Consider the following 23,995-nt stretch of genomic DNA (forward strand, 5'->3'; position numbering starts at 1 on the left):
CTATAACGTCCGGCCGATGCCGCCCCGGCGAGGGTCGCCGGCGGAGCCGGTCGCGCCCACGGCGCTGACGCCGCCGAAGTAGTGGTCGAACGTTTCCCACTGCTGCACCTTGTACCCCGCGGCCGACAACGCCTCGAGCTCGTCCTGCGGATAGCCGGGCTCCGCGTGTACCAGATCGGAGACCACGTGGAAACGAGGGCGGTGGATCGCCGTCTCCGGGTCGTCGCCGTCCACCAGGACGTTGACCAGGGTGTGCAGGAGCGCCGTGCGGATGCGCGTGGCGCCGGCCGAGCCGACGGCGAGGACCAGCGGGCCGTCCTCGGCGGTGACCACGGTCGGGCACATGCAGGACGCCATGCGCTCGCCGGGGCCGGTGCCGGGGCGGATCAGCTCGCCCTCGCCGAGCATCGAGTTGAGGTGGATGCCGAGGTCCTCCAGCCACACGCCCGAGCCGAGGCCGAGGGTCAGCGTGACGACGCAGGCGTTGCCGTCGGCGTCGACGATCGAGATGTTGGTGGTGTCGCCGAGGCGTTGCGCGCCGTGCGAGCGGAGCGCGTCGGCCATCGCGACGGCTCGGGCCGATCGCGATAGGCCGCCGAGTTCGGGCAAACGACCCAATGTGGCGATAAATCCGGTCAGATCCCCGCTGCGCGCCCGGACCGCACTGCCGCCGAGCCGCGCGGACGAGACGGGCGCGAGCATGACGCGATATACGGACAAGTCCGAGTACGTCAGGTTCCCGCCGGACGCGTACACCGTCTCGACCAGACGACGCGCGATGCCGCCGGTGTAGAAGGCCGCCGGGCCCTCCTCCGACAGAATGTCCAGCGCCGCATCCAGCCCGGGGTGGTACAGCAGATCCCCACCGGCCAGCAGACGACCGCGAGGGGCGTAGACCTGCGCACCGAAGCCGGGCAGCATGGCCGGCCCGAGCGTGGCCAGCGTCGAAGCGTGCGCGTGCGGCAGCAACGTCCCGCTGCGGGCGAGCGACACGGCCGGCTCGACGACCCGCTGCCAGGGCAGGCGCCCCCAGCGGCGGTGCAGCACCCCGCACCCGGCCGGCACGCCGGGCACGGCCACGCTCGAGGCCCCGATCTCGTACCGCTGCGGCACCCCGCCGAACGCCACCGCGATCGGCTCCATCGGCGCCGCGGCCCGCACGGCGTCCAGCCCGGGCACCGCGCAGAAGAAGTCGAGGCACGTCGTGGTCGCGGTTGCGGCCTCGTAGTACGTGGCGAAGCCCCCGCCGGCGACGCCGGTCATGACGCTCTCGGCCACGCAGCAGGCGAGCATGGCCGCGACGCCGGCGTCGGCGGCCGACCCGCCCGCGTCGAGGACCCGCAGGCCCACCTCGACGGTGGCCGGATGTCCGGCCGCGACGCCCGCCGGAATCTTGGATCCGGAGCCTTTCCATGAAGAAATCTCGCGGTAGCATCCGTGGACCATGGATCACCCGTCGGAGTCACTGCCCGGCCGCGTCCGGGTCGGGTATGCGCTCGGCTCCCTCGTCACGGGAGCGTTCGGCACCGTGCCCGGACTGCTGCTTCTGCCCTATCTGACCGACACCCTGGGCGTCGCGGCCGGGATCGCCGGGCTGCTCGTGCTGGCGCCGAAGGCGTGGGACGTGCTCATCAACCCGGTTGCCGGGAGGATCTCCGATCGTACTCGCACGCGATGGGGCGCCAGGCGTCCTTTCCTGCTCGGTGCGGGCATCGCGGTCGCCTTCCTGTTCGCCGCGATCTTCGCGGCCCCCGTGCGCAGCGGCGTCTACGTCGCGCTCGTCTTCCTGGCCACCGCGACCGCCTACGCGTTCTACCAGGTGCCGTACGTCGCGATGCCCGCCGAGATGACCGACGACTACGCCGAGCGGACCCGGCTCATGACCTGGCGGGTGGCGCTGCTCGCGGTCGCGATCCTGATCTCCGGCGCCCTGGCGCCGGTGGTCACCAAGCAGTTCGGCGACGGCATCCCGGGCCACCGCGCCATGGGCGTCTTCGTCGCCGTCCTCATCCTCATCGGTACCGCGGGATCCTTCCTCGGCACCCGCTCCGCACCCACCGGCAGGGTCCTGGAGAGCGAGCCGAGCCTGGGCCGCCAGCTGCGCACCGCGCGGGAGAACCGCGCGTTCACGAGGCTGCTGGTCTGCTTCATCGTCCAGGCGGCCGGCATCGCCACGATGCTGGCCGGGGTGAGCTTCTTCGCCACCCAGATCCTGCGCGACCCCGACACCGGCGCCACCGTGCTGTTCGCCTGCTTCGTCGGCCCGGCGCTGCTGGTCATGCCCGTTTGGTCCCGGTTCGGCGCCCGGTTCGGCAAGCTGCGCGCCTACGTGGCGGCCTCGCTCGTCTTCGCCGCCGGCGCCGCCCTCATCGGGCTGGCCCAGTTCCTGCCCGCGGCCGCCGTGTACGTACTCACCGGCCTGGTCGGCGTCGGCTACGCCGGGCAGCAGGTCTTCGGGCTGGCCATGCTGCCCGACTGCATCGCCGCCGACACCGCGCGCACCGGCCGCCGCCAGGCCGGGGTCTTCACCGGGCTGTGGACCGCGGGCGAGACGTTCGGCCTCGCGCTCGGCCCGGGCGTCTTCGCGTTGGTGCTCGCCGCGTTCGGGTACGTGTCCAGCGACTCGGGAACGGCCGCCACGCAGACCGACACCGCGCGCCTCGGTGTGCTGTTGGGCTTCACGGTGGTACCCGCGGTCGTGGTCGCCCTGGCGCTGTTCGCGCTGCGCGGCTACGACCTGGACGAACGTCGGCTGGAAGAGCTCGAACTGGAGGCCGCATGAGCGCGCTGTCGGACAAGGGGGTGCCGGCGGACGAGGTGCTCGCGCAGCTGCGGGCCATGCGCGGCGGCGACCTGCCAACACACGGCGGGCGGCTCTTCGCCTACGTCTACGACCCCGGTCTCGAGGGCCTCGACGAGCTCGCCGCGGCCGCGCACGCCATGTCGGCGCACGTCAACGGGCTCGACCCGACCGCGTTCCCGTCACTGCTGGCGATGGAGAACGACCTCGTCGGCGCGGCCGCGCAGGTCCTCGGCGGCGACGGGCGCACCGTCGGCAGCGTGACCGGCGGCGGCACCGAGTCGCTGATCCTCGCCGTCAAGGCGGCCCGCGACGGGCGGCCCGACATCGCCGCGCCGCGCCTGGTCATGCCGGTCACCGCGCACGCGGCCCTGGCCAAGGCGGCCTCCTACCTGCGGGTCGCGCTGGACACCGTGCCCGTCGACCCGGTCACGCTGCGGGTCGACCCGGCGGCGGTGGCCGCGGCGATCACCCCGGACACCGTCCTCGTCGCCTGTTCCGCGCCGTCGTACGCGCACGGGCTCATCGACCCGGTCGAGCCGATCGCCGCGGCGGCCGCGGCCGCGGGCGTGCGCTGCCACGTCGACGCGTGCTTCGGCGGCTGGACGCTGCCCTACCTGCGCCGCCTCGGCGAGCCGATCCCGCCGTTCGACCTGTCGGTGCCCGGGGTCACGAGCATCTCGGTCGACCTGCACAAGTACGCGTACGCGCCCAAGGGCGTCTCGGTCCTGCTGCACCGCGACGAGGAGCTGCGCGCCGCGCAGTACTTCGGCTATGCGGACTGGCCCGGGTACACGATGGTCAACCCGGTCATCTCCTCGACCCGCTCCGGCGGCCCGATCGCCGCGGCCTGGGCCACCCTGCGCCACATCGGCGACGACGGCTACCTGGCGCTGGCCGGGCGCACGCGGTACGCCACCGCCGCGATCGCCGAGGCCGTTTCCAAGGTCCAAGGCCTGGATGTGGTACCGCGGGAGTCGACGGTCGTCGCCTTCATGTCCTCGTCGGTGGACCTGTTCGTCCTCGCCGACGAGCTGGCCGCGCGCGGCTGGCACACGCAGCCGCAGTTCCGCCACGGTGAGATCCCGGCGTCGGTGCACCTGACCGTGACCGCGGCCGTGGCGCCCCGGGTCGGCGAGTTCGAGGCCGACCTCGCCTCGGCGGTCGCCGCGGCGCGCGAGCACGGGCCGGTGCAGCTGCCGCCCGGGATCCTGGACCTGCTGGGTGCGGCTCCCGTCGAGCAGCTCGCGGGCGCTCTCGGGCTCGGGGCGGGCGGGGCGCTGCCGGAGCGCATGGCGCCGGTGAACGCCCTGCTGAATGCGGCGCCTCCCGCGGTACGAGAGAAGCTGCTGGTGGCTTTTCTCAGTCTCCTGCAGCGACCTTCACCGCGGCCGTGAGCACGAGCTGGCCCAGTGCGGTGGGCACCAGGACCAGCCAGCACAGCCGCTGCAGCTGGTCCTCGCGCAGGCGTGGGTAGGAGACGCGCACCCAGATCACGACGAACGACACCGCGAACACCTTGATCAGCGTCCACACCCAGCCGAGCTGGTCGTCGAGGCCGAACGGGCCCTTCCAGCCGCCCAGGAACAGCACGGTGGTCAGCGCCGCGATGACGACGATGCCGACGTACTCGGCGAGCAGGAAGAACGCGAACCGCAGGCCCGTGTACTCGGTCATGTAGCCGAAGACGAGCTCGGAGTCGGCGATCGGCATGTCGAACGGCGGCCGGCGGATCTCGGCGAGGCCGGCGGTGAAGAACACGAGCATCGCCGGCAGCTGCCACAGCAGCCACCAGGGCCGCCACGCCTCGACGATGCCGGACAGCGACAGGGTGCCGGCGGCCATCGCCACCGACAGCGCGGAGAGGATGAACGGCAGTTCGTAGCCGAGCAGCTGCGCCGCCGCCCGCAGGCCGCCGAGCAGCGCGTACTTGTTCGCCGACGACCAGGCGGCCATGAGCACGGCGACCACTCCGATGCCGACGACGGCCAGCACGAAGAAGAGCCCGATGTCCAGCGACTGGGCCACCAGCCCGTGCGGGCCGAGCGGGATGACCAGCAGCACGACCAGGTACGGCAGCAGGGCGATCACCGGGGCGAGCCGGAACACGGACCGGTCGGCCGCCCGCGGGGTGATGTCCTCCTTCTGCACGAACTTCACGCCGTCGGCGACGAGCTGCGCCCAGCCGTGGAACGCGCCGGCGTACATCGGGCCGAGGCGCCCCTGCATGTGCGCCATGACCTTGTGCTCGGCCTGACCGACGATGAGCGGCAGGGTCAGGAACGCCGCGACGACCGCCAGGAGGCGGATCGCCAGCTCCAGCCAGACCGGCATCAGCCGCGCCCTCCCGGCCACTCGTCGGGGCTCGGCACGCCCGGCGGCCGCATGGGCGCCCGCTTGCTCGCCGCGTGCTCGCTCTCGCCCGGCTCCTTGGCGCCCGGCCACGGCTTCGCGACCCGCGAGGCGAGCACGAACTCCTTGCGCAGCGGGTGCCCCTCGAACTCCGGCGGCAGCAGCAGCGGCTGGATGTCGGCGTGGCCGAGGACGGTGATGCCGAACATCTCGTGGGTTTCCCGCTCGTGCCAGGCCGCGCCCGGGAAGATCGCGACGACGCTTGGCAGCTCGGGCGCCTCCCGCGGCAGTGTCGTGCGCACCAGCACCCCGTGGCGGTCGGCGGTCGACCACAGGTGCGCGACGATCGTGAACCCGCCGGGCAGCTCGTCGACGGCCGTCAGCCAGTCGAAGAAGTCGCACCCGAGCTCGTCGCGGGCCGCGGTGATCGCCTCGACCCAGCGCTCGGCGGGCACTTCGACGGTCGCGCGGGCAAACTTCCCGCCGCCGCTTTCGGAGACCTCGCCGGCGCCCAGGGCCTCGACCAGGCGGGCGCCGATCTCAGCCGGGGTCACGGCTTCACCGGCGGGGCGGTCAGGGCGCGCACGTCGGGCCGCGGGGTGCCGCCGAGCCCGGCCTGCTCGCCGGCGATCTTCTCCTGCAGCCGCATGATCCCGTGCAGCAGTGCCTCGGGCCGCGGCGGGCAGCCCGGCACGTAGACGTCCACGGGGATGATCTGGTCGACGCCCTTCGTCACCGAGTAGGAGTCCCAGTAGGGGCCGCCACAGTTGCTGCAGGCCCCGAAGCTGATCACATACTTGGGCTCGGGCATCTGGTCGTAGAGCCGCTTGATCGCGGGCGCCATCTTGTCGGTGACCGTCCCGGACACCACCATGAGGTCGGCCTGCCGCGGCCCGTGCGCGAACGGGATGACGCCGAGGCGCATGAAGTCGTGCCGCCCCATCGACGTGGCGATGAACTCGATGGCGCAGCAGGCGAGGCCGAAGTTGAACACCCACAGGGAGTAGCGCCGCCCCCAGTTGAGCACGAACTTGATCGGCTCTCCCAGCACTCCCGACATGGCGACAGCGTACTCTTGCCCGTTCTCGTCAGCCCCCCACGATCCGGGCGATCTTGGGCACGAAGGAGCGCCCGAACGGGTTGCCGCCCTCGACCGCGCGAACGATCGAGGGCGCGACAGCTCGTGCGTGGACGGTGTTCAGCAGATGACGCCGGAGCAACCGTTCGGGTCGCCGGTGGAGGTGTTGCCGCCGCCGTCGATGACCGTTGCCGGGTCGGCGAAGATGCCGTAGCTCGCGTTGTTCAGCGCGATGTTGTTCTTGACGGTGACCTTGGCGTTGGCAAACGTGGCGAAGTGCGCGCCGTCGGCCACCGGCCGGCCGAGCCGGTCGTTGACCCCGCCGACGAACCCATTGCCGTCGAACGTGTTGCCCGACACGGTCGCCGTGGACAGCGACGAGTCCGTGCTCGCCTCGAAGAGCACGCCGGCCGCGTCGTTGCCGGTGAAGGTGTTGCCGGAGATGTTCGTCCCCGCGATGGTGGCGATGTCGGTCACGGTGGTCCGCACCCCGATGCCGTTGCCGGTGAAGGTGTTGTTCAGGATGCGCCCGTTGAGGCCGGTGACGTAGATCCGCACGCCGGTGACGGCGCCCTGGATCGTGTTGTTCTGGATGAGGATGTTGCGCGAGGTCGTGCCGTAGGCGATCGGCGAGCGGGTGAATGTGCTGTTGATCAGCTGCACGTTGTCGGACTGGTCGATGTTCACGGCGCCGTCCGTGGCGTCGCTGAGCGTGACCTTCAGGCTGTTCGACGAGTTCGCGCTGAGCGGCGCGTGGTCCAGCGTGGCGTCGTCGAACGTCACGCCGGAGCTGAACGTCACGGACACCGAGGCGTTGGTGACCGAGCTGCTCAGCACCTTCGAGTCGTTCCCGTTCTGGATCTTGACGCCGATGCCTCCCTGAACGCTGAGGCTGCTCAGGATCGCGCGTTTCGACTGGTAGACGTACACCTCCGTGGCGAAGCCGCTGACGCCGCCGTTGGTGACGGTCACGTCATTGACCAGCATCTGGGTGCGCACACCGCTGCCGGTGCCGCTGCCGATGATGTTGAACCCCCCGAGGTCGAGGGTCACGCCGGAGGCTCCCACGATGATGGCGTCCCCCGAACACAGGAGATCAGCGGTCAGCGTCGTGCTGACCGTGATGGTGCTGCCACAGGCCGGATTGGCGTGCGCGATCGCGGCGGGCACGACGGCGCACCCGGCGCCGACGAGCGCCGCGGCCAGGATCCGGACTACCGAGCGGGACTGGTTGCGCATGGAGTCACGTCCTTCTGGATCGACAGAGGGGCGGGCTGTTGATCCAGACGCTATAGACGAGATTCTTTGCCTGCTGCCCCGTTTCGCCGGCCGGGAATCTCGACCATTACCCGCAATTGGTCGCCGGCACCAGGTCAGCGCAGGGCGCGGATGGCGGTCAGCGTGGTGTGGACGTTGAACTGTTCGCCGTCGTCGCTGGGCCAGCCGCCGTCGCTGCGCTGCGTTTCCCAGAGGCGCTTCCGTGCGGCGCTCAGGAGCCAGTCCTCGGTGGACATGCCGACCCGGCGCAGGGAGGAGAAGAGGCCGGCGGTGTCGGCCGCGGTCATGGACGGGACGCGGTCGGCCAGGGCGACCTGGATCTGCGCGGACTCGTAGAACCAGCCCAGGTGATACAGGATGGCGCAGCCCAGCCAGCCCGTGACCAGGAACGACGGCCAGGAGCCGTCGGGGCGCAGGGAGGCGCGGAAGGCCTCGGCGGCGCGGGCGATGCGGGCCGCGTGCTCGTCCTCGTCGCCCCGCTCGGGGCCGCCGACGACCAGCCAGAAGGCGGCGTTCGTGGTGAGGAAGAGGCGGGCCTCGTCGTCGCCGGGCTGCGCCCACGGCGGGGCGATGCCGGCCAGGGACTCGTCCTCTTCCCACATGCCGTCGGGGCGCTGGCTGCGGCCCAGCCACGCCAGCGCCTTGCGGGCCGCGGGGCGGTCGATCGCGCCCAGGTCGTCGAGCTCGGCCAGGCGGAAACAGGTGGCGTCGACCGAGGCAACGTGCGCGCCCCAGTAGGCCGGCCAGCCGCCCGTGGACGCCTGGCCGACCTCGGCCTTCTCCAGCACATCGGCCGGGGGCGCCTGGCCTGTGCGTAACCAGGCCAGGCGGGCGCGGTCCACGACGTCGCCGTGTGCGACGACGTAGCCGATCGCGGCATCAAGGTCGACCATGGGCCGTACGGTACCGCGCCGATCTCCCCCGCGTGATCCGTTAGTACACCGGCAGTGAGGGATCGACGGTCTTCACCCACGAGACGACGCCGCCCTGGACGTGCACGGCGTCCTTGAAGCCGGCGGCCTTGACGGCGGCGAGCGCCTCGGCCGAGCGGACGCCGCTCTTGCAGTACAGGACCACCTGCTTGTCCTGAGGCAGGCCGGCCAGCGCGTTGCCGTTGAGGATCTCGCCCTTCGGGACAAGCCGCGCACCGGGGACCCGCACGATCTCCCACTCGGCCGGCTCGCGCACGTCGATGAGGTCGATCGGCTTGCCGGAGTCCAGCCAGTCCTTGAGCTCGGCGGCGGTGATCGTCGAGCCGACGGTCGCGGCCTGCGCCTCGTCGGAGACGGCGCCGCAGAAGTCGTCGTAGTCGATGAGGCCGGTGACGGTCGGGTTCTCGCCGCAGATCGCGCAGTTCGGGTCCTTGCGCAGCTTGATCTTGCGGTAGGACATCTCCAGCGCGTCGTACACCATCAGGCTGCCCAGCAGCGTGTCGCCGACGCCGGTGAGGAGCTTGATCGCCTCGGTCACCTGGATCGCGCCGATGGACGCGCAGAGCACGCCGAGGACGCCGCCCTCAGCGCAGGACGGGACCATGCCGGGCGGGGGCGGCTCCGGGTAGAGGCAGCGGTAGCAGGGGCCGTGCTCGGCCCAGAAGACCGACGCCTGGCCGTCGAAGCGGTAGATCGAGCCCCACACGTACGGCTTGCCGAGCAGCACCGCGGCGTCGTTGACCATGTACCGCGTCGCGAAGTTGTCGGTGCCGTCGATGATGAGGTCGTACTGCGCGAAGATCTCCATCACGTTGTCGTTGCTGAGCGCCTCGTTGTGCAGCACGACGTTGACGTAGGGGTTGATCTCGCGCACCGAGTCCCGCGCCGACTCGGCCTTGGGCCGGCCGATGTCCGACTGGCCGTGGATGATCTGGCGCTGCAGGTTCGACTCGTCGACGGTGTCGAACTCGACGATGCCGAGCGTGCCGACGCCGGCCGCGGCGAGATACATGAGGGCCGGCGACCCGAGGCCGCCCGCGCCCACACAGAGCACCTTGGCGTTCTTGAGTCGTTTCTGCCCGGCCACCCCGACGTCGGGAATGATCAGATGACGGGAATAGCGGCGGACCTCGTCCACCGACAGGTCGGCGGCGGGCTCGACCAGAGGAGGCAGCGACATGGTTCTCATTCTGCCGCGCCCGGGTGCCAAACCCACGTGAGCTACGGCACTTTGGGGCCGGTGTACCGCTTGCCGTCCACGTAGGGCCAGGAGTTCGCCACGCAGCCCTTGAGGCCATAGGTCTGCTGCATCATGACGGGTGCCGGTCGGCCGTCGCCGGTGCAGGCCTCATGGCCGTTGCCGAGCTCGTGCCCGGTCTCGTGGTTGACGACGTACGTCTGGTAGTCCGACACCGGCGCGCCGTAGTCGGGGACGGACGTCAGCCAGCGCGCGAGGTTGATGATGACCTTGCCGGTGATGGTGCAGGAGGCGTACCCGTCGGTGTGCAGCCCGGCCGTCGCGCACATCGCCTCGGAGGTGGCCGGCGTGGCGAGGAACACCGTGAAGTCGGCCGCGCCTTCGCCGGCGACCCGCTGCAGGCGCAGGTCGCCGCCGGCGGTCCAGCCGCGCGGGTCGCCGTAGGTCTTCTCCACCGCGGCGGCGAAGGCGTCGGCCTGCTGGCCGGAGCCGTTCTCGACCGCCACGCGGTACTTCTTCAGCGCGCCGCCCGCGCCCGCGACGGGCCCGGCGGTGGTGGCGTAGGCGAACGTCCCGTCGCCCTTGGCCGGCCCGGCCTCCGGCGGCGGGCTGGCCGGCTGCGACGGCGGCGCGAGCATCGGCGCCTCGCGGCGGGGCGTCGCGGCGGAGGTCTCGTCGTCGGCGAAGAGCATCTGCCGGCCCATCCCGAGCACCGCGAGCAGCCCGGCCGAGGCCATCACGCCGGCCACGAGGTAGCGGCGGCGGCGCGCGTCCTGGCGGCGGCGGTGCCGTGCGGCGCGCACGACGTCGCGAGCGGCCTCGGGGTCACTCGGCAGAGGTTCCGGCTCCCGCCGGCGGTCGCTGATCAGCCGGCTCGCCATCGATGCTCAGCTTGCCATGCGCACCCGCGCGACGCTGCGCCGGACCTTCTCCTGCGCCGGCACGGCAACCGGCCGGGCGGCCGGCTGCGAGATCTCGTCGAGCAGGCCGAAGACGGCGCGGGCCACCGAGCGCGGCACCTCCATCTGCGCCACGTGGCCGACGCCCTCGAGCATCATCAGGCGGCTGTCCGGGATGAGCTGGGCGACCTGCGGCGCGGTGCGGATGTCCACGAGCCGGTCCTGCCGGCCGGCGATGACCAGGGTCGGCGCGGTGATGCGGGCCGCGGCGCGCCACATGGAGCCCTCGCCCGGCAGATAAGCGCGCAGGAAGCTTCCGACCAGGCCGCGCAGGCTGCCGACGTAGGCTTCGGCGTACCACGGAACCTGATGCCGCAGGCGCGCCTCCTCGATGGCCTCCAGCCGCCGCTGCTCGGGGTATCGGGTGGGGTCGGCGTAGCAGGAGTCGATCACCATGTCGGCGAGCGCCTCGGGGTCCATCGCCGACATCCGGCGGCCGGCCAGCCGCGCGGCGTTGGGCAGGAGCAGCAGCGGGACGACCCGACCCTGCAGGGATCGACGCGGGTCGAGGAACGGCATCGCCGGCGAGATCAGGGTCAGCGAGCGGACCAGGTCGGGGCGCTGTGCGGCGGCCTTGACGATCGCGGCGCCGCCCATCGAGTTGCCGAACAGGTGAACGGGGCCGCGGTCGCTGTGCTCGATCCAGCGGATGACGTGGTGCGCCATCGCGTCGAGGCTGTAGCTGCGCGCCCGGCCGCTGTAGCCGAAGCCGGGCAGGTCGATGGCCTGCCCGTCCAGCGCGATCCCGTCCTCGCGGGCCGCGAGGATGCCGGCCAGGTCCGTCCAGTTCGTCGACGAGCCGCCCAGGCCGTGCACATAGACGGCGGGCTCGGCGCCGGGCGCCGCGGCCGGCGTGTCGCGGACGTAGGCCACCAATCCGTCGAGCTCGACCTCTCGCCCCGGCCAACGTTCCGGCAGCCGCTCAGATGACGGGACGGTGAACTCTGGGACAAGAGGAGCTCGCTTCATGAACCAAGTGTGCCCCGGACTCGCGTTCGGCACGCGATCTTGAGCACACCCGACTCTACGGATCGCTCTTGGATCGCTTCTACGGCTCGCTTTACGGCTCGCTTTGACGGCTCGCCTTTACGGAAGCAGGGCCTCCAGGCGCCTGTTCACGGCCGCGAGGGTCGCGCGGACGATTGCCTGCCGCGAGTCCCCGTCGCCGCTGACCACCGCGGAGCCGGTCAACTGCTCGACGAATCCGTCGTACATCAGCAGCAGCACGACGACCGCTACCTCGCACCCGCCCAGTGCCACCACGGCGGCGTGCTCGATGTAGCAGCGCGCCCGGACGGTGGTGTCGGAGTCGATGAGCAGCTGGTCGACGGCCGAGGCCGCGGCGAGCGCGGCGAGCTTCAGCATGTAGCCGTCGAAGTTGGGGCCGCTGGCCACACCGATCGCCGGGTGGTTGTCGGCGGTCAGGCGCACCTCGACGGTCGCGTCGATGCCCTGCGTGTTGACGTCGACGGACTCGATGACGACCCGCGGCGAGACGATCGCGCCCGGGTTGGGGATGAGCGCGGGCGCCTTGTTGTTCTCGTTGGGGCGGCGCGCACCGGAGCTGACCGGACGGCGGCGGCGCGCCTCCCGCCCGTAGCCGGGCAGGGCGCTGTGCGGCGTGTTGCGCGCGGGCGGCCGGCCGGCCATCGTCGGCGCCAGCGGGCCCGCGATGGGCCCGGGGACGTCGGGCGCGCCGTCGTCGTAGGGCAGCAGCGGGTTCTGCTCGGCGGAGAGCCCCATCGTGTCGTTGAGCATCCGCGCGACGATGCGGCTGACCTGCCCTGCGTCGGCCTCGTCGGCCAGCTCCAGGCGCAGCGTGTGCAGCCCGTCGGCGTTCTTGCGCAGGGTGGCGCGGCTCACACCGCTGACGGTCTGCACGGCCCGCAGCACGCTCTGCACGTCGAAGCCGTCGGGGCGCTCGTCCAGGCTCTCCGGCCCGAAGTCCTCGTCCTCGCGCAGCTTGTTGGTGATGCGGGTCAGCTCGGGCGCGCCGACGGCGACCGGCTGCGGCTCCACCACGGGCACCTTCGGCACGTCGGGCTCGGACGGCACGCGCTGGGGCAGCTCGAGCGCCTCGTACGACGGCTCGTTCATGGCGTCGGCGAACGACGGCATCGCGGGCTCGCCGGCCGACAACCCGGTCGCCGAGCCGAGCAGGACCGGCGGCAGCGGCCCGACCAGCGGATCGTCCTCCGGGACGCGCTGGGCGGCCGGCGACTGGGCCTGCGGCTGCGATGGTGGCGTCAGCGGTACCACGGGCTGCGCCGACGTCGGCTCGTGCACGGCCGGCAGGTGCTGAGCGGGCGCGGCCCAGTCGAACTCCGGCTGCGCCGGCTCCGGCGCCCAGTGCCGCTGCTCCGGCGGCTGCTGATACGACGGCTCGGGCTGGTGGTAGGCGGCCTCGTGCTGCTGGTACGGCGGCTCCGGCTGGTGGTACGCCGGCTCGTGCTGCTGGTACGGCGGCTCGGGCTGGTGATACGGGGATTCCGGCTGGTGGTACGGGGGTTCGGGCTGGTGATACGCCGACTCCTGCTGCGGCTGGTGCTGCTGGTACGGCGGCTCGGGCTGCTGGCGCTGGTACTGCTGGAACTGGTAGCCCCACTGATCCGACTGGTGCGCCTGCTGCTCGGCGGCCCGGTCGAGGGCCGACGGGGCCTGCTCGTAGCCGTAGGACTGCTGCGGCTGCTGGCCGAAGTCGTAGGACGGCTGCGCCGGCGCCTCCTGCTGCTGCGCCTCGAACGGCGGCTGCGGCCCGTGGACCGGCTGCACGTCGAACGGGGGCTGCGGCCCATGCAGCGGCTGCACGTCGAAGGGCGGCTGGGGGCCGTGCAGTGGCTGCACGTCGAACGGCGGCTGCGGCCCGTGCAGGGGCGCCACCGACGGCTGCCCGGACACCGGACGGCGGGTGTCGCCGGCGTGGTCGACGCCGCTGAGGGCGCCGTAGACCGTGCCCGGCGACGGCGGCGCGGGGACGTTCTTGGTCTCGCCGGTGCTGCTCGAGTTGGGCCAGCCCTGCCCGTCCGGGCCGTAGTGGCCGTAGTGCAGCGTGGAGGTGGGCGGCTGGACCGGCGGCGGCGCCGAGACCGGCGGGCTCATCGGGGCCAGCATGTCGGAATACGGACTGCGCACCTCGGCGCGGCCGCGCGAAGCGCCGTTGCCGTTGCCGTTGACGCCGTTTCCGTTGATGCCGTTGCCGTTGAGGCCGTTGCTGTTTCCGTTGAGGCCGTTGCCGTTGAGGCCGTTGACCGTGGCACGACCGGCGATGGCGCCAGTGGCCGGCTCACGCCATGCGGAGACGATCGCTTCGAGCGCGTCGTCGCTGGGCGAAGCCCCGCCGACGTGCCCGTCCTGGTAGCCGCTCCGGCCCCGGCTCAGCCCCGGGTTGGCGCCAGGGTATGCGCCACCCGCATCCGGGCTACCGGCTTGCCCCGTTTCGTCCACCGCACGCTCCTCCGTCGCCCCTAGGTGAGGCTACCGTGTGGGTGGAAAGGGGGTAAGTTGCAATCTCGACCCAAATCCGGATGGTGAACATGACCTCGGCGATGAGCGGCACGCAGGCGGCCGGTCGCCCCGTGCGGCTGCCCCGGTCGGCGCGGCGCAAGCAACTGCTCGCCGCGGCACAGCAGGTCTTCGTGGCGCAGGGCTACCACGCCGCGGCGATGGACGACATCGCCGAGCGCGCCGGAGTCTCCAAGCCTGTGCTCTACCAGCACTTTCCCGGCAAGCTCGAGCTGTATCTCGCCCTGCTCGACACGCACTGCGACGCGATGGTCTCGCGGGTGCGCTCGGCGATGGAGGCGACCACCGACAACAAGGACCGGGTGCGCGGCGCCATCCAGGCGTACTTCGACTTCATCGACCACGAGAGCGAAGCCTTCCGGCTCGTGTTCGAGTCCGACCTGCGCAACGACCCCGCGGTCCGCGAGCGCGTGGACCGCGTCGAGACCGGCTGCATCGCCGCCATCACCGACACGATCATGGCCGACACCGGTGTCAGCCGCGCCCGCGCCGAGCTCCTGGCCTCCGGCCTGGTCGGCGCCGCCGAGATCGCGGCCCGGTTCTGGCTCGCCGGCGGCCGTCAGGTCGACAAGGCGGAGGCCGAAAGCCTGCTGACCACCCTGTCCTGGCGCGGCATCGCAAGCTTCCCCTTGCACGGCGAACACGCCTGACCGCGTTAATCTTCAACCACACTGGGTGTGCAGGCCGACGCACGGCCGCGCCCGATCAAGGAGGAAGACGTGGAGGTCAAGATCGGCGTGCAGTACGCGCCTCGGGAGCTGGTGCTGGAAAGCACTCAGACGCCCAGCGAGGTCGAGTCTGCGGTCACCGACGCGATCAATGGTGGGGATAAAAGCGTTCTGTCCCTGGTCGACGAGAAGGGCCGCCGGGTGATCATCCCGGTCGGCAAGCTGGCCTACGTGGAGATCGCCGAGTCGTCGCCGCGTCCGGTCGGCTTCTCGTCCGCTCGCTGAGCTCGAACGGCATCGAAGGGCCCCCTCGTGGGGCCCTTTTGTGTTGCCCCGAGCGCGGGTTTTGACCTCTCGCTCGGATACGCACATGAGGTGATAAATCCAGACAGCTGCGCTGTCCGGATTTATCGCCTTTATCATCACTTCCCGGCATGCGCCGGAGTCACGATCGGGTGACGCGCCGCGTCCAGCAGCACGTGCGGCTCCCGCGCCCAAGCGAGCTTGGTGGGGTCGGCGAGCTTGGTGGGGCCGTCGAGCTTGGTGGGGCGAGCGAGCTTGGTGTGGGCAGCGAGGGCAGCGAGCTTGGCGCGGCCGACGGGGTTTAACGCGGCCAGCGAGCTTGGCACAGCCGGCGGCCGACGGCCGGCGGGACCAGCGGGGTTGACGCGGCCAGCGAGCTTGGCGGGACCAACGGGCCGGCGGGGTCCGTGACGCCGCCGCAGTCGGGGCGGCTGCCGCGGTTCCACGCGGCCGCCGCGGTCCGCGGCGGGCGGGTGCGCAGCGGCGTCAGTTGTTCAGGCCGACCGCGCCCATGCGCGCCGTGTGTGCGCTGGTCAGGCGCTTGAGCAGGGCCTGGAAGTCGGTGCCGTTGATCGCCAGCAGCGCGGTCAGCGACGGGCGCTCCCCCGCCACGCGCAGTGCCTGCGAGATGCCCTCGCCGACCAGGCGGCGCGCCCACATCGACAGGCGGTTGGCGACCTTCGGGTCGATCGCGATCGCGGCGCGCAGCTCGTCGGCGGCGAAGTCGGCGTGGCGCGAGTCGTGCAGCACGTCCAGGATGAGGTCGCGGTCGGGAGCGGTCAGCACCGAGGCCACCTCGCGGGTGAAGTCGTCGGCGATGCCGTCGCCGACGTATGCCTTGGTCAGGCCCTCGAGCCAGTCGTTGGGCTCGGTCTGCTCGTGGTAGTCCGACACCGCGCGCACGTAGGGGCGCATCGCCGCCTCGGGGTCTATGCCGAGCTCGCCCAGGCGGTCCGCCATGCGGCGGAAGTTGGTGATCTCGCGGGCCGCCATCTCGCTGAGCACCGCGCGGCGGCGCAGGTCAGGGGCCAGACGGGCGTCGGCGGCCATGCGATCGAAGGCGACCAGCTCGCCATATGCGAGCATGCCCAGCAGATCGACGACCGCCTCGGCGGCCGGCTCGGGTGAAGACTCGCCGGCGGGCTGGACGGGCGGGGTGACATCGGACACACCGGCACAGTACCGCGCCGGATCACCTGACGGGCTCCGCGCGGTGCTGTGAGCGGAAAGGCCCGGCGGTCGGTACAATGGCCGGAATAGACCCGGGCGGACCCTAGCCCTGGCACATCGGCGCTTGTAGCCCGCGACCAGCTGTCGTTCCGGTAGCACTGTCATCCGGTTGCGTGTGGCCCGCGCCGACGACCGATCGAGCGCACCCGGTAATTCAGGGGCGCTCCCGCGAGAGAGACACCCCGAGCAAAACATGACCATCGACAACACTCAGGCCGCCGAAACGGTGGCCGCCCGCGCGCCTGTGCGCGCCGACAGTCCCTCATTCGCCGACCTGGGCGCCCGGCCGGAGACCGTGGCCGCGCTCGAGGCGGTCGGCATCACCCGCGCCTTCGCGATCCAGGAATACGCCGTGCCGATCGCGTTGCGCGGCACCGACCTGATCGGCCAGGCGCCGACCGGCACCGGCAAGACCCTCGGTTTCGGCGTACCGCTCCTGGACCGCGTCACCGCACCCAGCGAGGGCGCCGACGGGCTACCGCAGGCGCTCGTCGTCGTGCCGACGCGCGAGCTCGGCCTGCAGGTCGCCCGCGACATCGCGGCGGCCGGCAAGACCCGCGGCGTGCGGGTCCTGCCGCTGTACGGCGGCGTGGCCTACGAGCCGCAGGTCGAAGCGCTGCGCAACGGCGTCGAGATCGTGGTCGGCACGCCCGGCCGCCTGCTCGACCTGTCCAAGGGCAAGCACCTGCGCCTGCACGCCGTGCGCGCGCTGGTGCTCGACGAGGCCGACCGGATGCTCGACCTCGGGTTCCTGGACGACGTCGAGCGCATCCTCACGCTGCTGCCCGAGGAGCGGCAGACGATGCTGTTCTCGGCGACGATGCCGGACCCGATCGTGACGCTGGCCCGGCGCTTCCTGCGCCAGCCGATGACGATCCACGCGCATCACGACGCGAGCACCGGGCCGTCGCCGCTGACGAAGCAGTTCGTGTACCGCACCCATCCACTCAACAAGATCGAGATCGTGGCGCGGGTGCTCCAGGCGACCGACCGCGGCCTCACGATGATCTTCTGCCGCACCAAGCGCGCCGCCGACCGGGTGGCCGAGGACCTCGACTTCCGCGGGTTCGCCGCGGCCGCGGTCCACGGTGACCTGGGCCAGGGCGCCCGCGAGCGGGCCCTGCGCGCCTTCCGGGCCGGCAAGATCGACGTGCTCGTCGCCACCGACGTCGCGGCCCGCGGCCTCGACGTCTCGGGCGTCACGCACGTCATCAACTACGACTGCCCGGAGGACCCGGACACCTACACGCACCGCATCGGCCGCACGGGCCGCGCCGGCGCCACCGGCGTCGCGGTGACGTTCGTGGACTGGGAGGACATGCCCCGCTGGCGGATCATCGACAAGAGCCTGGGCATGGATCTTCCGGAGCCCCCGGAGACCTACCACACGTCGGCGCACCTGCTGACCGACATCGGCATCCCCGAGGGCACGACGGGCTCGCTGCCCACGGCCGACCGCAAGCGCGCCGGCCTGTCCGCGGAGACGCTCGAGGACGTCGAGGGCAAGCCGCGCGGGCGTGGCCGCACGCGGGGCCGGGGCCGTTCGTCGACCGCGCCGGCGCCGACCGCGTCGGAAACCGCCGAGGCGACCGAGCCGCGCCGCCAGCGCCGACGCCGACGCCGGGGCGAGGTGGACGGCGTCGAGCTGACCGAGTCCGCGTCCTCGGCCGACCTCGCCGATTCGTCGGCGTCCGAGGCGGAATCCGAAGGCGCCGGAGCGTCCGTCGCGGTGGCCGGCGAGGAGGGTGCCGCGCGCACCCGCCGGCGTCGCCGTCGCGGTGGCCGCGGACGGGGCGGTTCGAGCGAGGGCGCGGCCGAGTCCGCGGCGGACTCGAGCCCCGAGGCATAAGGCACCACGGATATCCAGCAAGGGCGGGCCCGCACCGGGTTCGCCCTTGTTTCATTCTTGGCACCGTCGGACGTGGCAGCGGAGGGCCGCCAGGCCCGCAGCGGTGACTGGTGGGAACAACGGTCGCCAGTTGCACGGGCCCGAGCCATGGAAATGCTCTTAAGCCACGTCGACCGTGAACTCCGCGCGGTGGACCGTGCCCTGCTTCTGGAACTCGAAGTACATGCGGTAGCGGCCGGGGCTGGGGGCGGACAGCCAGAACTTGACGGCGCCGCCCACCAGCTGGTCCTCCGGATGCACATGCAAGAAACCGAGGTCGCCGTCTCGGACGACGACCAGGTGCCCGTATGCGCCGAGGTAGCGCTCCAGATCGGTGACAGGAGTGCCATTGGCGAAGACGCGCATCGACAGTGGCTGAGTTGCGTTGACCTGAGGCGTGCCCTCGAGAGTGACCGTGAACCCGTCCGTCTCCACCGTACGCGACGGCGGCGGGACCGCGATCGGGGCGTAACTGCCCGCGACTGTTGCATCTACGGCGAGTGCCAGGGGCAGCTGCTGGCCGGTTGGGTCGAGCGTCACGAAGTCGGCGTAGAGGCGCCACACGCCCGGGGTCGGCAGCGTGAGGGGGATCGACCAGGTGCCGTCCGCGGCCATCGCCGGGTGAAGGTGCTGGAATCCGGACAGGTCGTGCCGCACGGCGATGAAGTGCAGGTTCTTCTCGTGATTCACGATGTACTTCGTGACGGGCTTGCCGTCGGGGCCCACGATCTTGAAGTTGAACTGCTGCTGCGCGGCCGCCGGCATCGTGAGCGGCTGCGCCGGGACTAGCGTGAAGCCGCCGGCGCTGAGCGAGAAGCCGCCCAGGTCGCCGGTGACCGCGCCGCCGTGGGAATGTGACGGTATCGCCGTCGTGGCGGGCGCGGGGGCCGGAGAGGCGGACGTGGTATCCGTTGCGCGGGCGATGCCGAAGCCCAGCAGGAGGGCCGCGACCAGCCCAGCGGCCACGAACGGACCCTTCAACGCCATGCGACCACCCTAGCGAGCGACCGAAGTGCGCCTCGGACAGGTGAACATATCTCCATGCGACTGCTCGACTACGCTCCGGTCACCGGATACGGTCGTCCGCAGTGCACGTAGCGCTTTTTGTCAGACCCCGTTGCTAGCGTCGACCCCGTGAGACACGAAGCCTCGAACGTTCTCAAGAAGCTCGCCGGACCCGCCGCCGAACTGCGCGAAGACCAGTGGACGGCCATCGAAGCCCTGGTGGCCGGGCACCGCCGGGTGCTGTGTGTGCAGCGCACAGGGTGGGGGAAGTCGGCGGTGTACTTCGTGGCCACCGCCCTGCTGCGGGCCCGCGGCGCCGGGCCGACCGTGATCGTCTCGCCGCTGCTTGCGCTCATGCGCAACCAGACCGACGCGGCGGCCCGAGCCGGGATCGTGGCCCGCACGATCAACTCGGCCAACCTCGAGGAGTGGGACTCGATCACCGAGGAGATCGCGGCCGGCGCGGTCGACGTCCTGCTGGTCAGCCCGGAGCGGCTGAACAACCCCGGGTTCCGCGACGATGTGCTGCCCAAGCTCGCCGCGACGACCGGGCTGCTGGTCGTCGACGAGGCGCACTGTGTCTCCGACTGGGGGCACGACTTCCGGCCCGACTATCGGCGGCTGCGCACGCTGCTGCTCGACCTGGCGCCGGACACGCCGGTGCTCGCCACCACGGCCACGGCCAACTCGCGGGTCACCGCCGATGTGGCCGAGCAGCTCGACGACGCGCTGGTGCTGCGGGGCTCGCTCGACCGGGAGTCGCTGCGGATGGGGGTGCTGAGCCTTCCGTCGCCCTCGCACCGGCTGGCCTGGCTCGGCGAGCACCTGCGCGACCTGCCCGGCTCCGGGATCATCTACACGCTGACGGTGGCCGGGGCGCACGAGACCGCGGCGTTCCTGCGGGCGCAGGGCTATGACGTCGCGGCATATACGGGCAAGACCGAGAACGCGGACCGGCTCGGCGCCGAGGCCGACCTGATCAACAACCGGATCAAGGCGCTCGTGGCGACGTCGGCGCTGGGCATGGGGTTCGACAAGCCGGATCTCGGGTTCGTGGTGCACCTGGGCGCGCCGTCGTCGCCGATCGCGTATTACCAGCAGGTCGGGCGGGCCGGGCGGGCCGTCGAGAAGGCCGACGTGCTGCTGCTGCCGGGCAGGGAGGACACCGACATCTGGCGATACTTCGCCTCGCTCGCCTTCCCGCCCGAGCACCAGGTGCGCTCGGTCCTCGACGTGCTGGCCGACTCGGCCCGGCCGCTGTCGACGATGGCGCTGGAGCCGCGGGTCGAGCTGCGGCACAGCCGGCTCGAGCTGATGCTCAAGGTGCTCGACGTCGACGGCGCCGTGAAGCGGGTCGCCAGCGGATGGATCGCCACCGGTGAGCCGTGGAGGCACGACACCGAGCGATACGCGCGCATCGCCGCGGCGCGGCAGGCCGAGCAGGACGCGATGCTGGAGTACGCGGCGTTGACCGGCTGCCGGATGGAGTTCCTGCGCCGCCAGCTCGACGATCCCGAGGCGGTGCCGTGCGGGCGGTGCGACAACTGCGCCGGGGTGTGGTACGAGCCGGAGGTCTCCCCCGAGGCGCTCGCCGCGGCCCGCGCGCACCTCGGCCGCGCCGGCGTCGAGATCGCACCGCGCAAGAAGTGGCCGACCGGGATGGCGACGGTCGGGGTGTCGCTGAGCGGCAACATCCCGGCCGGCGAGCAGACGCTCGCGGGGCGCGCGATCGGGCGGCTCAGCGACCTCGGCTGGGGTGACCGCCTGCGCAACCTGCTCGCGGCGCCCGACGGGCCGATCCCGGACGAGATCTTCAACGGGGTCGTGGCCACGCTGGCGGAGTGGGCGAAGGGGGACGCTCGGTGGGCGGAGCGACCGGCCGGGGTGGTGGTCATCGGGTCGTGGCATGCGCCGGAGCTGGTCGGGTCGTTGGGGGCGCGGATCGCCGAGGTGGGGCGGCTGCCGCTGCTGGGGACGGTGCCCGCGGGGGTGGGGACCGAGTCGGCTTCGCGGACGAACAGTGCACAGCGGGTTCGGGCGTTGCATGCGTCGTTCTCGGTGCCGGGGTCGGTGGCATCGGGGGTGCGGGAGTTGGGTGGGCCCGTGTTGCTTGTTGATGATCATGTGGATAGTGGGTGGACTATGGCGCTCGTTGGGCGGGCGTTGATGGGGGCCGGGGCTCGGGGGGTGTTGCCGTTCGCGTTGGCTGTGGCGGCTTGAGGGGTGTGTCTTCTGGGCCCTGGGGGGCGGGGCGGGGGGCCGAGGACGGGGGCGGGGGCGGGGGGCACCGTGCGCCCCTTTGCCTGGACTGGGGGCGTTGGTTGCGGTCGAGCTACGGCCGTTGCTGATTGGAATACCGGGCGGGCCGCCTTGCCTGGCCTTGGCGCGTTGGGTGCGGTTGGGCTATGGCCGTTGCTGATTGGAATACCGGGCCGTGAGTTTCACCTTCGACGTCAACAACGAGGAAATCTGGAGCCCGGCCAACAAAGTCGCTCGGCTCTACCTCGACACGGTCGACGCGGCCTCGCGCTACGTCGACCGGCCGACCGGGCTCACCGATGTCTCGGGAGACTGGTACACGATCGAACCTGACGCCTTCCGCGACTTCGTCGGGGCGATGCTCCACGCGTACGTGGAACGCGGGCGTGGGGACGTCCGGGCGTTGCTCCGCGGGCCACTGGCCGTTTCCCTCGACCTGTTGCGTCGGGCGGACATCGCGCTGGACGGACGGACCGAAAATGAGGTGGCCGCGCTGACCGAGCTCAGGTCCGAACTGCCGTTCTGACCGGCCGCACGAGATGAGGCGATCGGCGGGCATCCAGCTTCGGGAACGATCAACAGGGCGTAGGAGCCTCGATGGTCTTCCGAACAGGTCATGCCCGTCCTGCTGCGCCCAGCAAGGGCGCGTCTACACGAAGCACCTCAAGCCGGACATGCATCACGACTTTGTCGGGGCCCTGCCCTTGGAGGGGGTGAAAACGCGTGATCGTGGAAAGAAAACGCTGCCGAGAAGGGCTGGAGCGCGCACTGGTGGTACTCGGCGGATGCGGAACAGCGAATGGTGAAGTGGGCTAGTTGACTAGGCGCAAAGCTACCGTGGGGGCGTCCAGTAGGACTGACGCGGGCTCGGAGCCGACTACCGTTTGCAGGCGGTGGTCGCCTACCACCAGTTCTACGCCGGTGTAGAGCTCGATTGAGTCCCAGCCGTCCAGGTTGTACGACTTGTGGTAGATGCGCTGGGTTTCCTCCTTGACGTCTGGAGTTGAGCGCTTCCAGATCAGGGTGCCGTTGTTGCTGGTGTCGGTCACCCTCAGGCGGGCGTCCGTTACCTCCAGGCGGAGGTGTTCCTTGGCGATCCAGGCGGCCGCTGCCTCGTGTAGCCAGGCACCTACCGAGATCTCGTCGGGGTCGGATGGGTCGCGGCCGACGATGACCGGGTGGTTGGCGGCTACCACGAAACGGCGGCGGGCCAGGTCGTCTACCACGATGGCCACCGCGAAAGCCGCTGGGCGGGGGCCGATGTCCTTCACGGCCTCGCCGTGGCGCGGGCAGGCGGGGACGCCGCCGCGCATCCTTGGGACGGGCTGGCCGATTCGGCGGTACTCGCCGAATGCGGGGCAGTCGGGCTCCTTGCAACGCCACTGGCGGGCCATCAAGGCGGCGCCTACGCCGCTCGGGTCTGCCCGTGTAAAGCGGCGGCGGACCACCCGGGTGCGGCCGGAGCGCTGGGCGCCCCTCGCGGTGAATGTCTGGAGGCCGTCGGGGCGGCCGCCCTTGACCTCCGGGGACGGGCTTGGCTTGGGCGAACTATTGTCCGATTTATCCGAACTTGGCGATTTATCCGAACCCGCAATCCCCGCCGAAACCGACGTGTCCGAATCCGAAGAGTCCGAAGCCGCCGAGCCCGATGCCGCTGAGCCGGAAGCCGCTGAGCCCGACGTCGGGTCCCCCGAGTCCGAATCCGAGGCCGAGGCCGACGCAGAGGCCGAGGCCATGTCCGACGCCGCGGCCGGCTTGTCCACGTCCGATTCGCCGACGTCCGATTTGTCCGGGTCCGATTTATCCGCGTCCGGACCGGCCAAGGTGGCCGTAGCGGCGGCCGGTGCGTCCGAATTGTCGGAAGATGCCTCTTCCGGGCCGGGCGTGTCGGCTCGCTGGTCCTCGATGGGGGACGGAGTTGCCATGGGCTTCTCCGTTGCGGGGTCCTCCGGGTCGGGCGGGACGATCGGCAGGGTCGCCTTGCCGACCACGACCAGGCGCTCCTTGCCGTCCTTCGGCGGAGCGGGCTCGCCGCCCGGCGTCAGCACCGCGCCGCCGGCGCGAGGGCTGAGGCGCAGCACCCGTTCAGGGCTGTCGGCCAGCCAGGGGAAGCGGGCCGCGTACTGAGGGGTGTCGCGCACCACGATCAGCGGGAGGCCGGTGAAGTCGGCGATCTCGGCGGGACGGTCGGCCACCACCGGGGTGACCTCGATCAGGCCGTCGTCGGCCCAGCGGCCCAGGACCATGCGCTCCTTCGACGTGAGCGCGGCCTCCGACAGGACCTCGCGGCCGGTCACCGGGTAGAGCATCGCGCCCGCGTCGATCAGGTAGCGGCTCAACGCGTCGACCACCATGCCGAGGCGTAACAGGTTGATGGGGCGGCCGCCGTCCAGGGCGACGAACCTTGCCACCTCGGCCAGGTCGACCACGGCCTGCGCCAAGGTGACGTCCGTGGTCAGCCGCTGCTCGATCGTGTCCATGACCCGGCTGATCTCGAAACGCACGGCCCCTCCTACCTTCGAC

General features: G+C 71.5%; 20 protein-coding genes. 7 read left to right on the forward strand and 13 right to left on the reverse strand.

The features are described 5' to 3' along the window. On the reverse strand, window positions 1–1,446 hold the full coding sequence (locus tag ABD901_RS15105) for a gamma-glutamyltransferase (RefSeq protein ID WP_345126498.1): 1,446 nt from the start codon (window positions 1,444–1,446) through the stop codon (window positions 1–3). Between ABD901_RS15105 and ABD901_RS15110 the strand changes: the two genes are divergently transcribed. Then, window positions 1,445–2,782, forward strand: coding sequence for an MFS transporter (locus ABD901_RS15110; protein ID WP_345126502.1), 1,338 nt, complete (start codon window positions 1,445–1,447; stop codon window positions 2,780–2,782). The genes ABD901_RS15105 and ABD901_RS15110 overlap by 2 nt on opposite strands. After that, complete coding sequence (locus tag ABD901_RS15115; protein WP_345126507.1) at window positions 2,779–4,197, forward strand: pyridoxal phosphate-dependent decarboxylase family protein; 1,419 nt, start codon at window positions 2,779–2,781, stop codon at window positions 4,195–4,197. Before ABD901_RS15110 ends, ABD901_RS15115 begins: the two co-directional genes overlap by 4 nt. Here ABD901_RS15115 and ABD901_RS15120 read toward each other — a convergent pair. The 9 genes from ABD901_RS15120 to ABD901_RS15160 all read right to left on the reverse strand — a co-directional run bounded on the left by ABD901_RS15120 (window position 4,163) and on the right by ABD901_RS15160 (window position 14,041). After that, complete coding sequence (locus tag ABD901_RS15120; RefSeq protein WP_345126510.1) at window positions 4,163–5,134, reverse strand: complex I subunit 1/NuoH family protein; 972 nt, start codon at window positions 5,132–5,134, stop codon at window positions 4,163–4,165. The genes ABD901_RS15115 and ABD901_RS15120 overlap by 35 nt on opposite strands. Beyond that, complete coding sequence (locus tag ABD901_RS15125; protein WP_345126513.1) at window positions 5,134–5,706, reverse strand: NADH-quinone oxidoreductase subunit C; 573 nt, start codon at window positions 5,704–5,706, stop codon at window positions 5,134–5,136. Before ABD901_RS15125 ends, ABD901_RS15120 begins: the two co-directional genes overlap by 1 nt. Further along, a complete protein-coding gene (locus ABD901_RS15130) occupies window positions 5,703–6,212 on the reverse strand; it encodes an NADH-quinone oxidoreductase subunit B (RefSeq protein ID WP_345126517.1) in 510 nt (169 codons plus the stop codon). The genes ABD901_RS15125 and ABD901_RS15130 overlap by 4 nt, the downstream gene beginning before the upstream one ends. A gap of 138 nt (window positions 6,213–6,350) precedes the next feature. Next, window positions 6,351–7,469, reverse strand: coding sequence for a right-handed parallel beta-helix repeat-containing protein (locus tag ABD901_RS15135; protein WP_345126519.1), 1,119 nt, complete (start codon window positions 7,467–7,469; stop codon window positions 6,351–6,353). A gap of 134 nt (window positions 7,470–7,603) precedes the next feature. Beyond that, on the reverse strand, window positions 7,604–8,401 hold the full coding sequence (locus tag ABD901_RS15140; RefSeq protein WP_345126521.1) for a squalene--hopene cyclase: 798 nt from the start codon (window positions 8,399–8,401) through the stop codon (window positions 7,604–7,606). Window positions 8,402–8,441: 40 nt separating this feature from the next. After that, window positions 8,442–9,620 (reverse strand): adenylyltransferase/sulfurtransferase MoeZ, encoded by a 1,179-nt coding sequence (moeZ, locus tag ABD901_RS15145; RefSeq protein WP_345126527.1) that lies wholly within the window; start codon window positions 9,618–9,620, stop codon window positions 8,442–8,444. A 41-nt stretch (window positions 9,621–9,661) separates the two neighbouring features. After that, a complete protein-coding gene (locus ABD901_RS15150; RefSeq protein WP_345126532.1) occupies window positions 9,662–10,519 on the reverse strand; it encodes a DUF3152 domain-containing protein in 858 nt (285 codons plus the stop codon). 6 nt (window positions 10,520–10,525) lie between these two features. Further along, window positions 10,526–11,566, reverse strand: a complete 1,041-nt coding sequence (locus tag ABD901_RS15155; protein WP_345126536.1) for an alpha/beta fold hydrolase — start codon at window positions 11,564–11,566, stop codon at window positions 10,526–10,528. Window positions 11,567–11,683: 117 nt separating this feature from the next. Next, complete coding sequence (locus tag ABD901_RS15160; protein ID WP_345126540.1) at window positions 11,684–14,041, reverse strand: hypothetical protein; 2,358 nt, start codon at window positions 14,039–14,041, stop codon at window positions 11,684–11,686. Window positions 14,042–14,130: 89 nt separating this feature from the next. Between ABD901_RS15160 and ABD901_RS15165 the strand changes: the two genes are divergently transcribed. Further along, a complete protein-coding gene (locus ABD901_RS15165) occupies window positions 14,131–14,769 on the forward strand; it encodes a TetR/AcrR family transcriptional regulator (protein ID WP_345126974.1) in 639 nt (212 codons plus the stop codon). A gap of 69 nt (window positions 14,770–14,838) precedes the next feature. Further along, entirely contained in the window at window positions 14,839–15,072 is a 234-nt protein-coding gene (locus ABD901_RS15170) for a DUF3107 domain-containing protein (protein WP_345126543.1), read from the forward strand. 504 nt (window positions 15,073–15,576) lie between these two features. Here the strand turns inward: ABD901_RS15170 and ABD901_RS15175 are convergent. After that, a complete protein-coding gene (locus ABD901_RS15175) occupies window positions 15,577–16,260 on the reverse strand; it encodes a ferritin-like fold-containing protein (RefSeq protein WP_345126546.1) in 684 nt (227 codons plus the stop codon). Window positions 16,261–16,513: 253 nt separating this feature from the next. Between ABD901_RS15175 and ABD901_RS15180 the strand changes: the two genes are divergently transcribed. After that, a complete protein-coding gene (locus ABD901_RS15180; RefSeq protein WP_345126548.1) occupies window positions 16,514–18,169 on the forward strand; it encodes a DEAD/DEAH box helicase in 1,656 nt (551 codons plus the stop codon). Window positions 18,170–18,328: 159 nt separating this feature from the next. On the opposite strand, the gene ABD901_RS15185 is transcribed toward ABD901_RS15180, so the two are convergent. Next, entirely contained in the window at window positions 18,329–19,195 is an 867-nt protein-coding gene (locus ABD901_RS15185) for a hypothetical protein (RefSeq protein WP_345126552.1), read from the reverse strand. A 147-nt stretch (window positions 19,196–19,342) separates the two neighbouring features. Here ABD901_RS15185 and ABD901_RS15190 point away from each other — a divergent pair, with 147 nt between their 5' ends. Continuing rightward, complete coding sequence (locus ABD901_RS15190; protein ID WP_345126555.1) at window positions 19,343–21,433, forward strand: RecQ family ATP-dependent DNA helicase; 2,091 nt, start codon at window positions 19,343–19,345, stop codon at window positions 21,431–21,433. A 214-nt stretch (window positions 21,434–21,647) separates the two neighbouring features. Next, on the forward strand, window positions 21,648–21,998 hold the full coding sequence (locus ABD901_RS15195) for a DUF6086 family protein (protein WP_345126557.1): 351 nt from the start codon (window positions 21,648–21,650) through the stop codon (window positions 21,996–21,998). Window positions 21,999–22,284: 286 nt separating this feature from the next. Here the strand turns inward: ABD901_RS15195 and ABD901_RS15200 are convergent, their stop codons facing one another. After that, a complete protein-coding gene (locus tag ABD901_RS15200) occupies window positions 22,285–23,976 on the reverse strand; it encodes an FHA domain-containing protein (RefSeq protein WP_345126559.1) in 1,692 nt (563 codons plus the stop codon). Window positions 23,977–23,995 lie beyond the last annotated feature (19 nt).

Origin of the sequence: Dactylosporangium darangshiense (genome assembly GCF_039537565.1) — a bacterium.
Lineage (GTDB): Bacteria > Actinomycetota > Actinomycetes > Mycobacteriales > Micromonosporaceae > Dactylosporangium > Dactylosporangium darangshiense.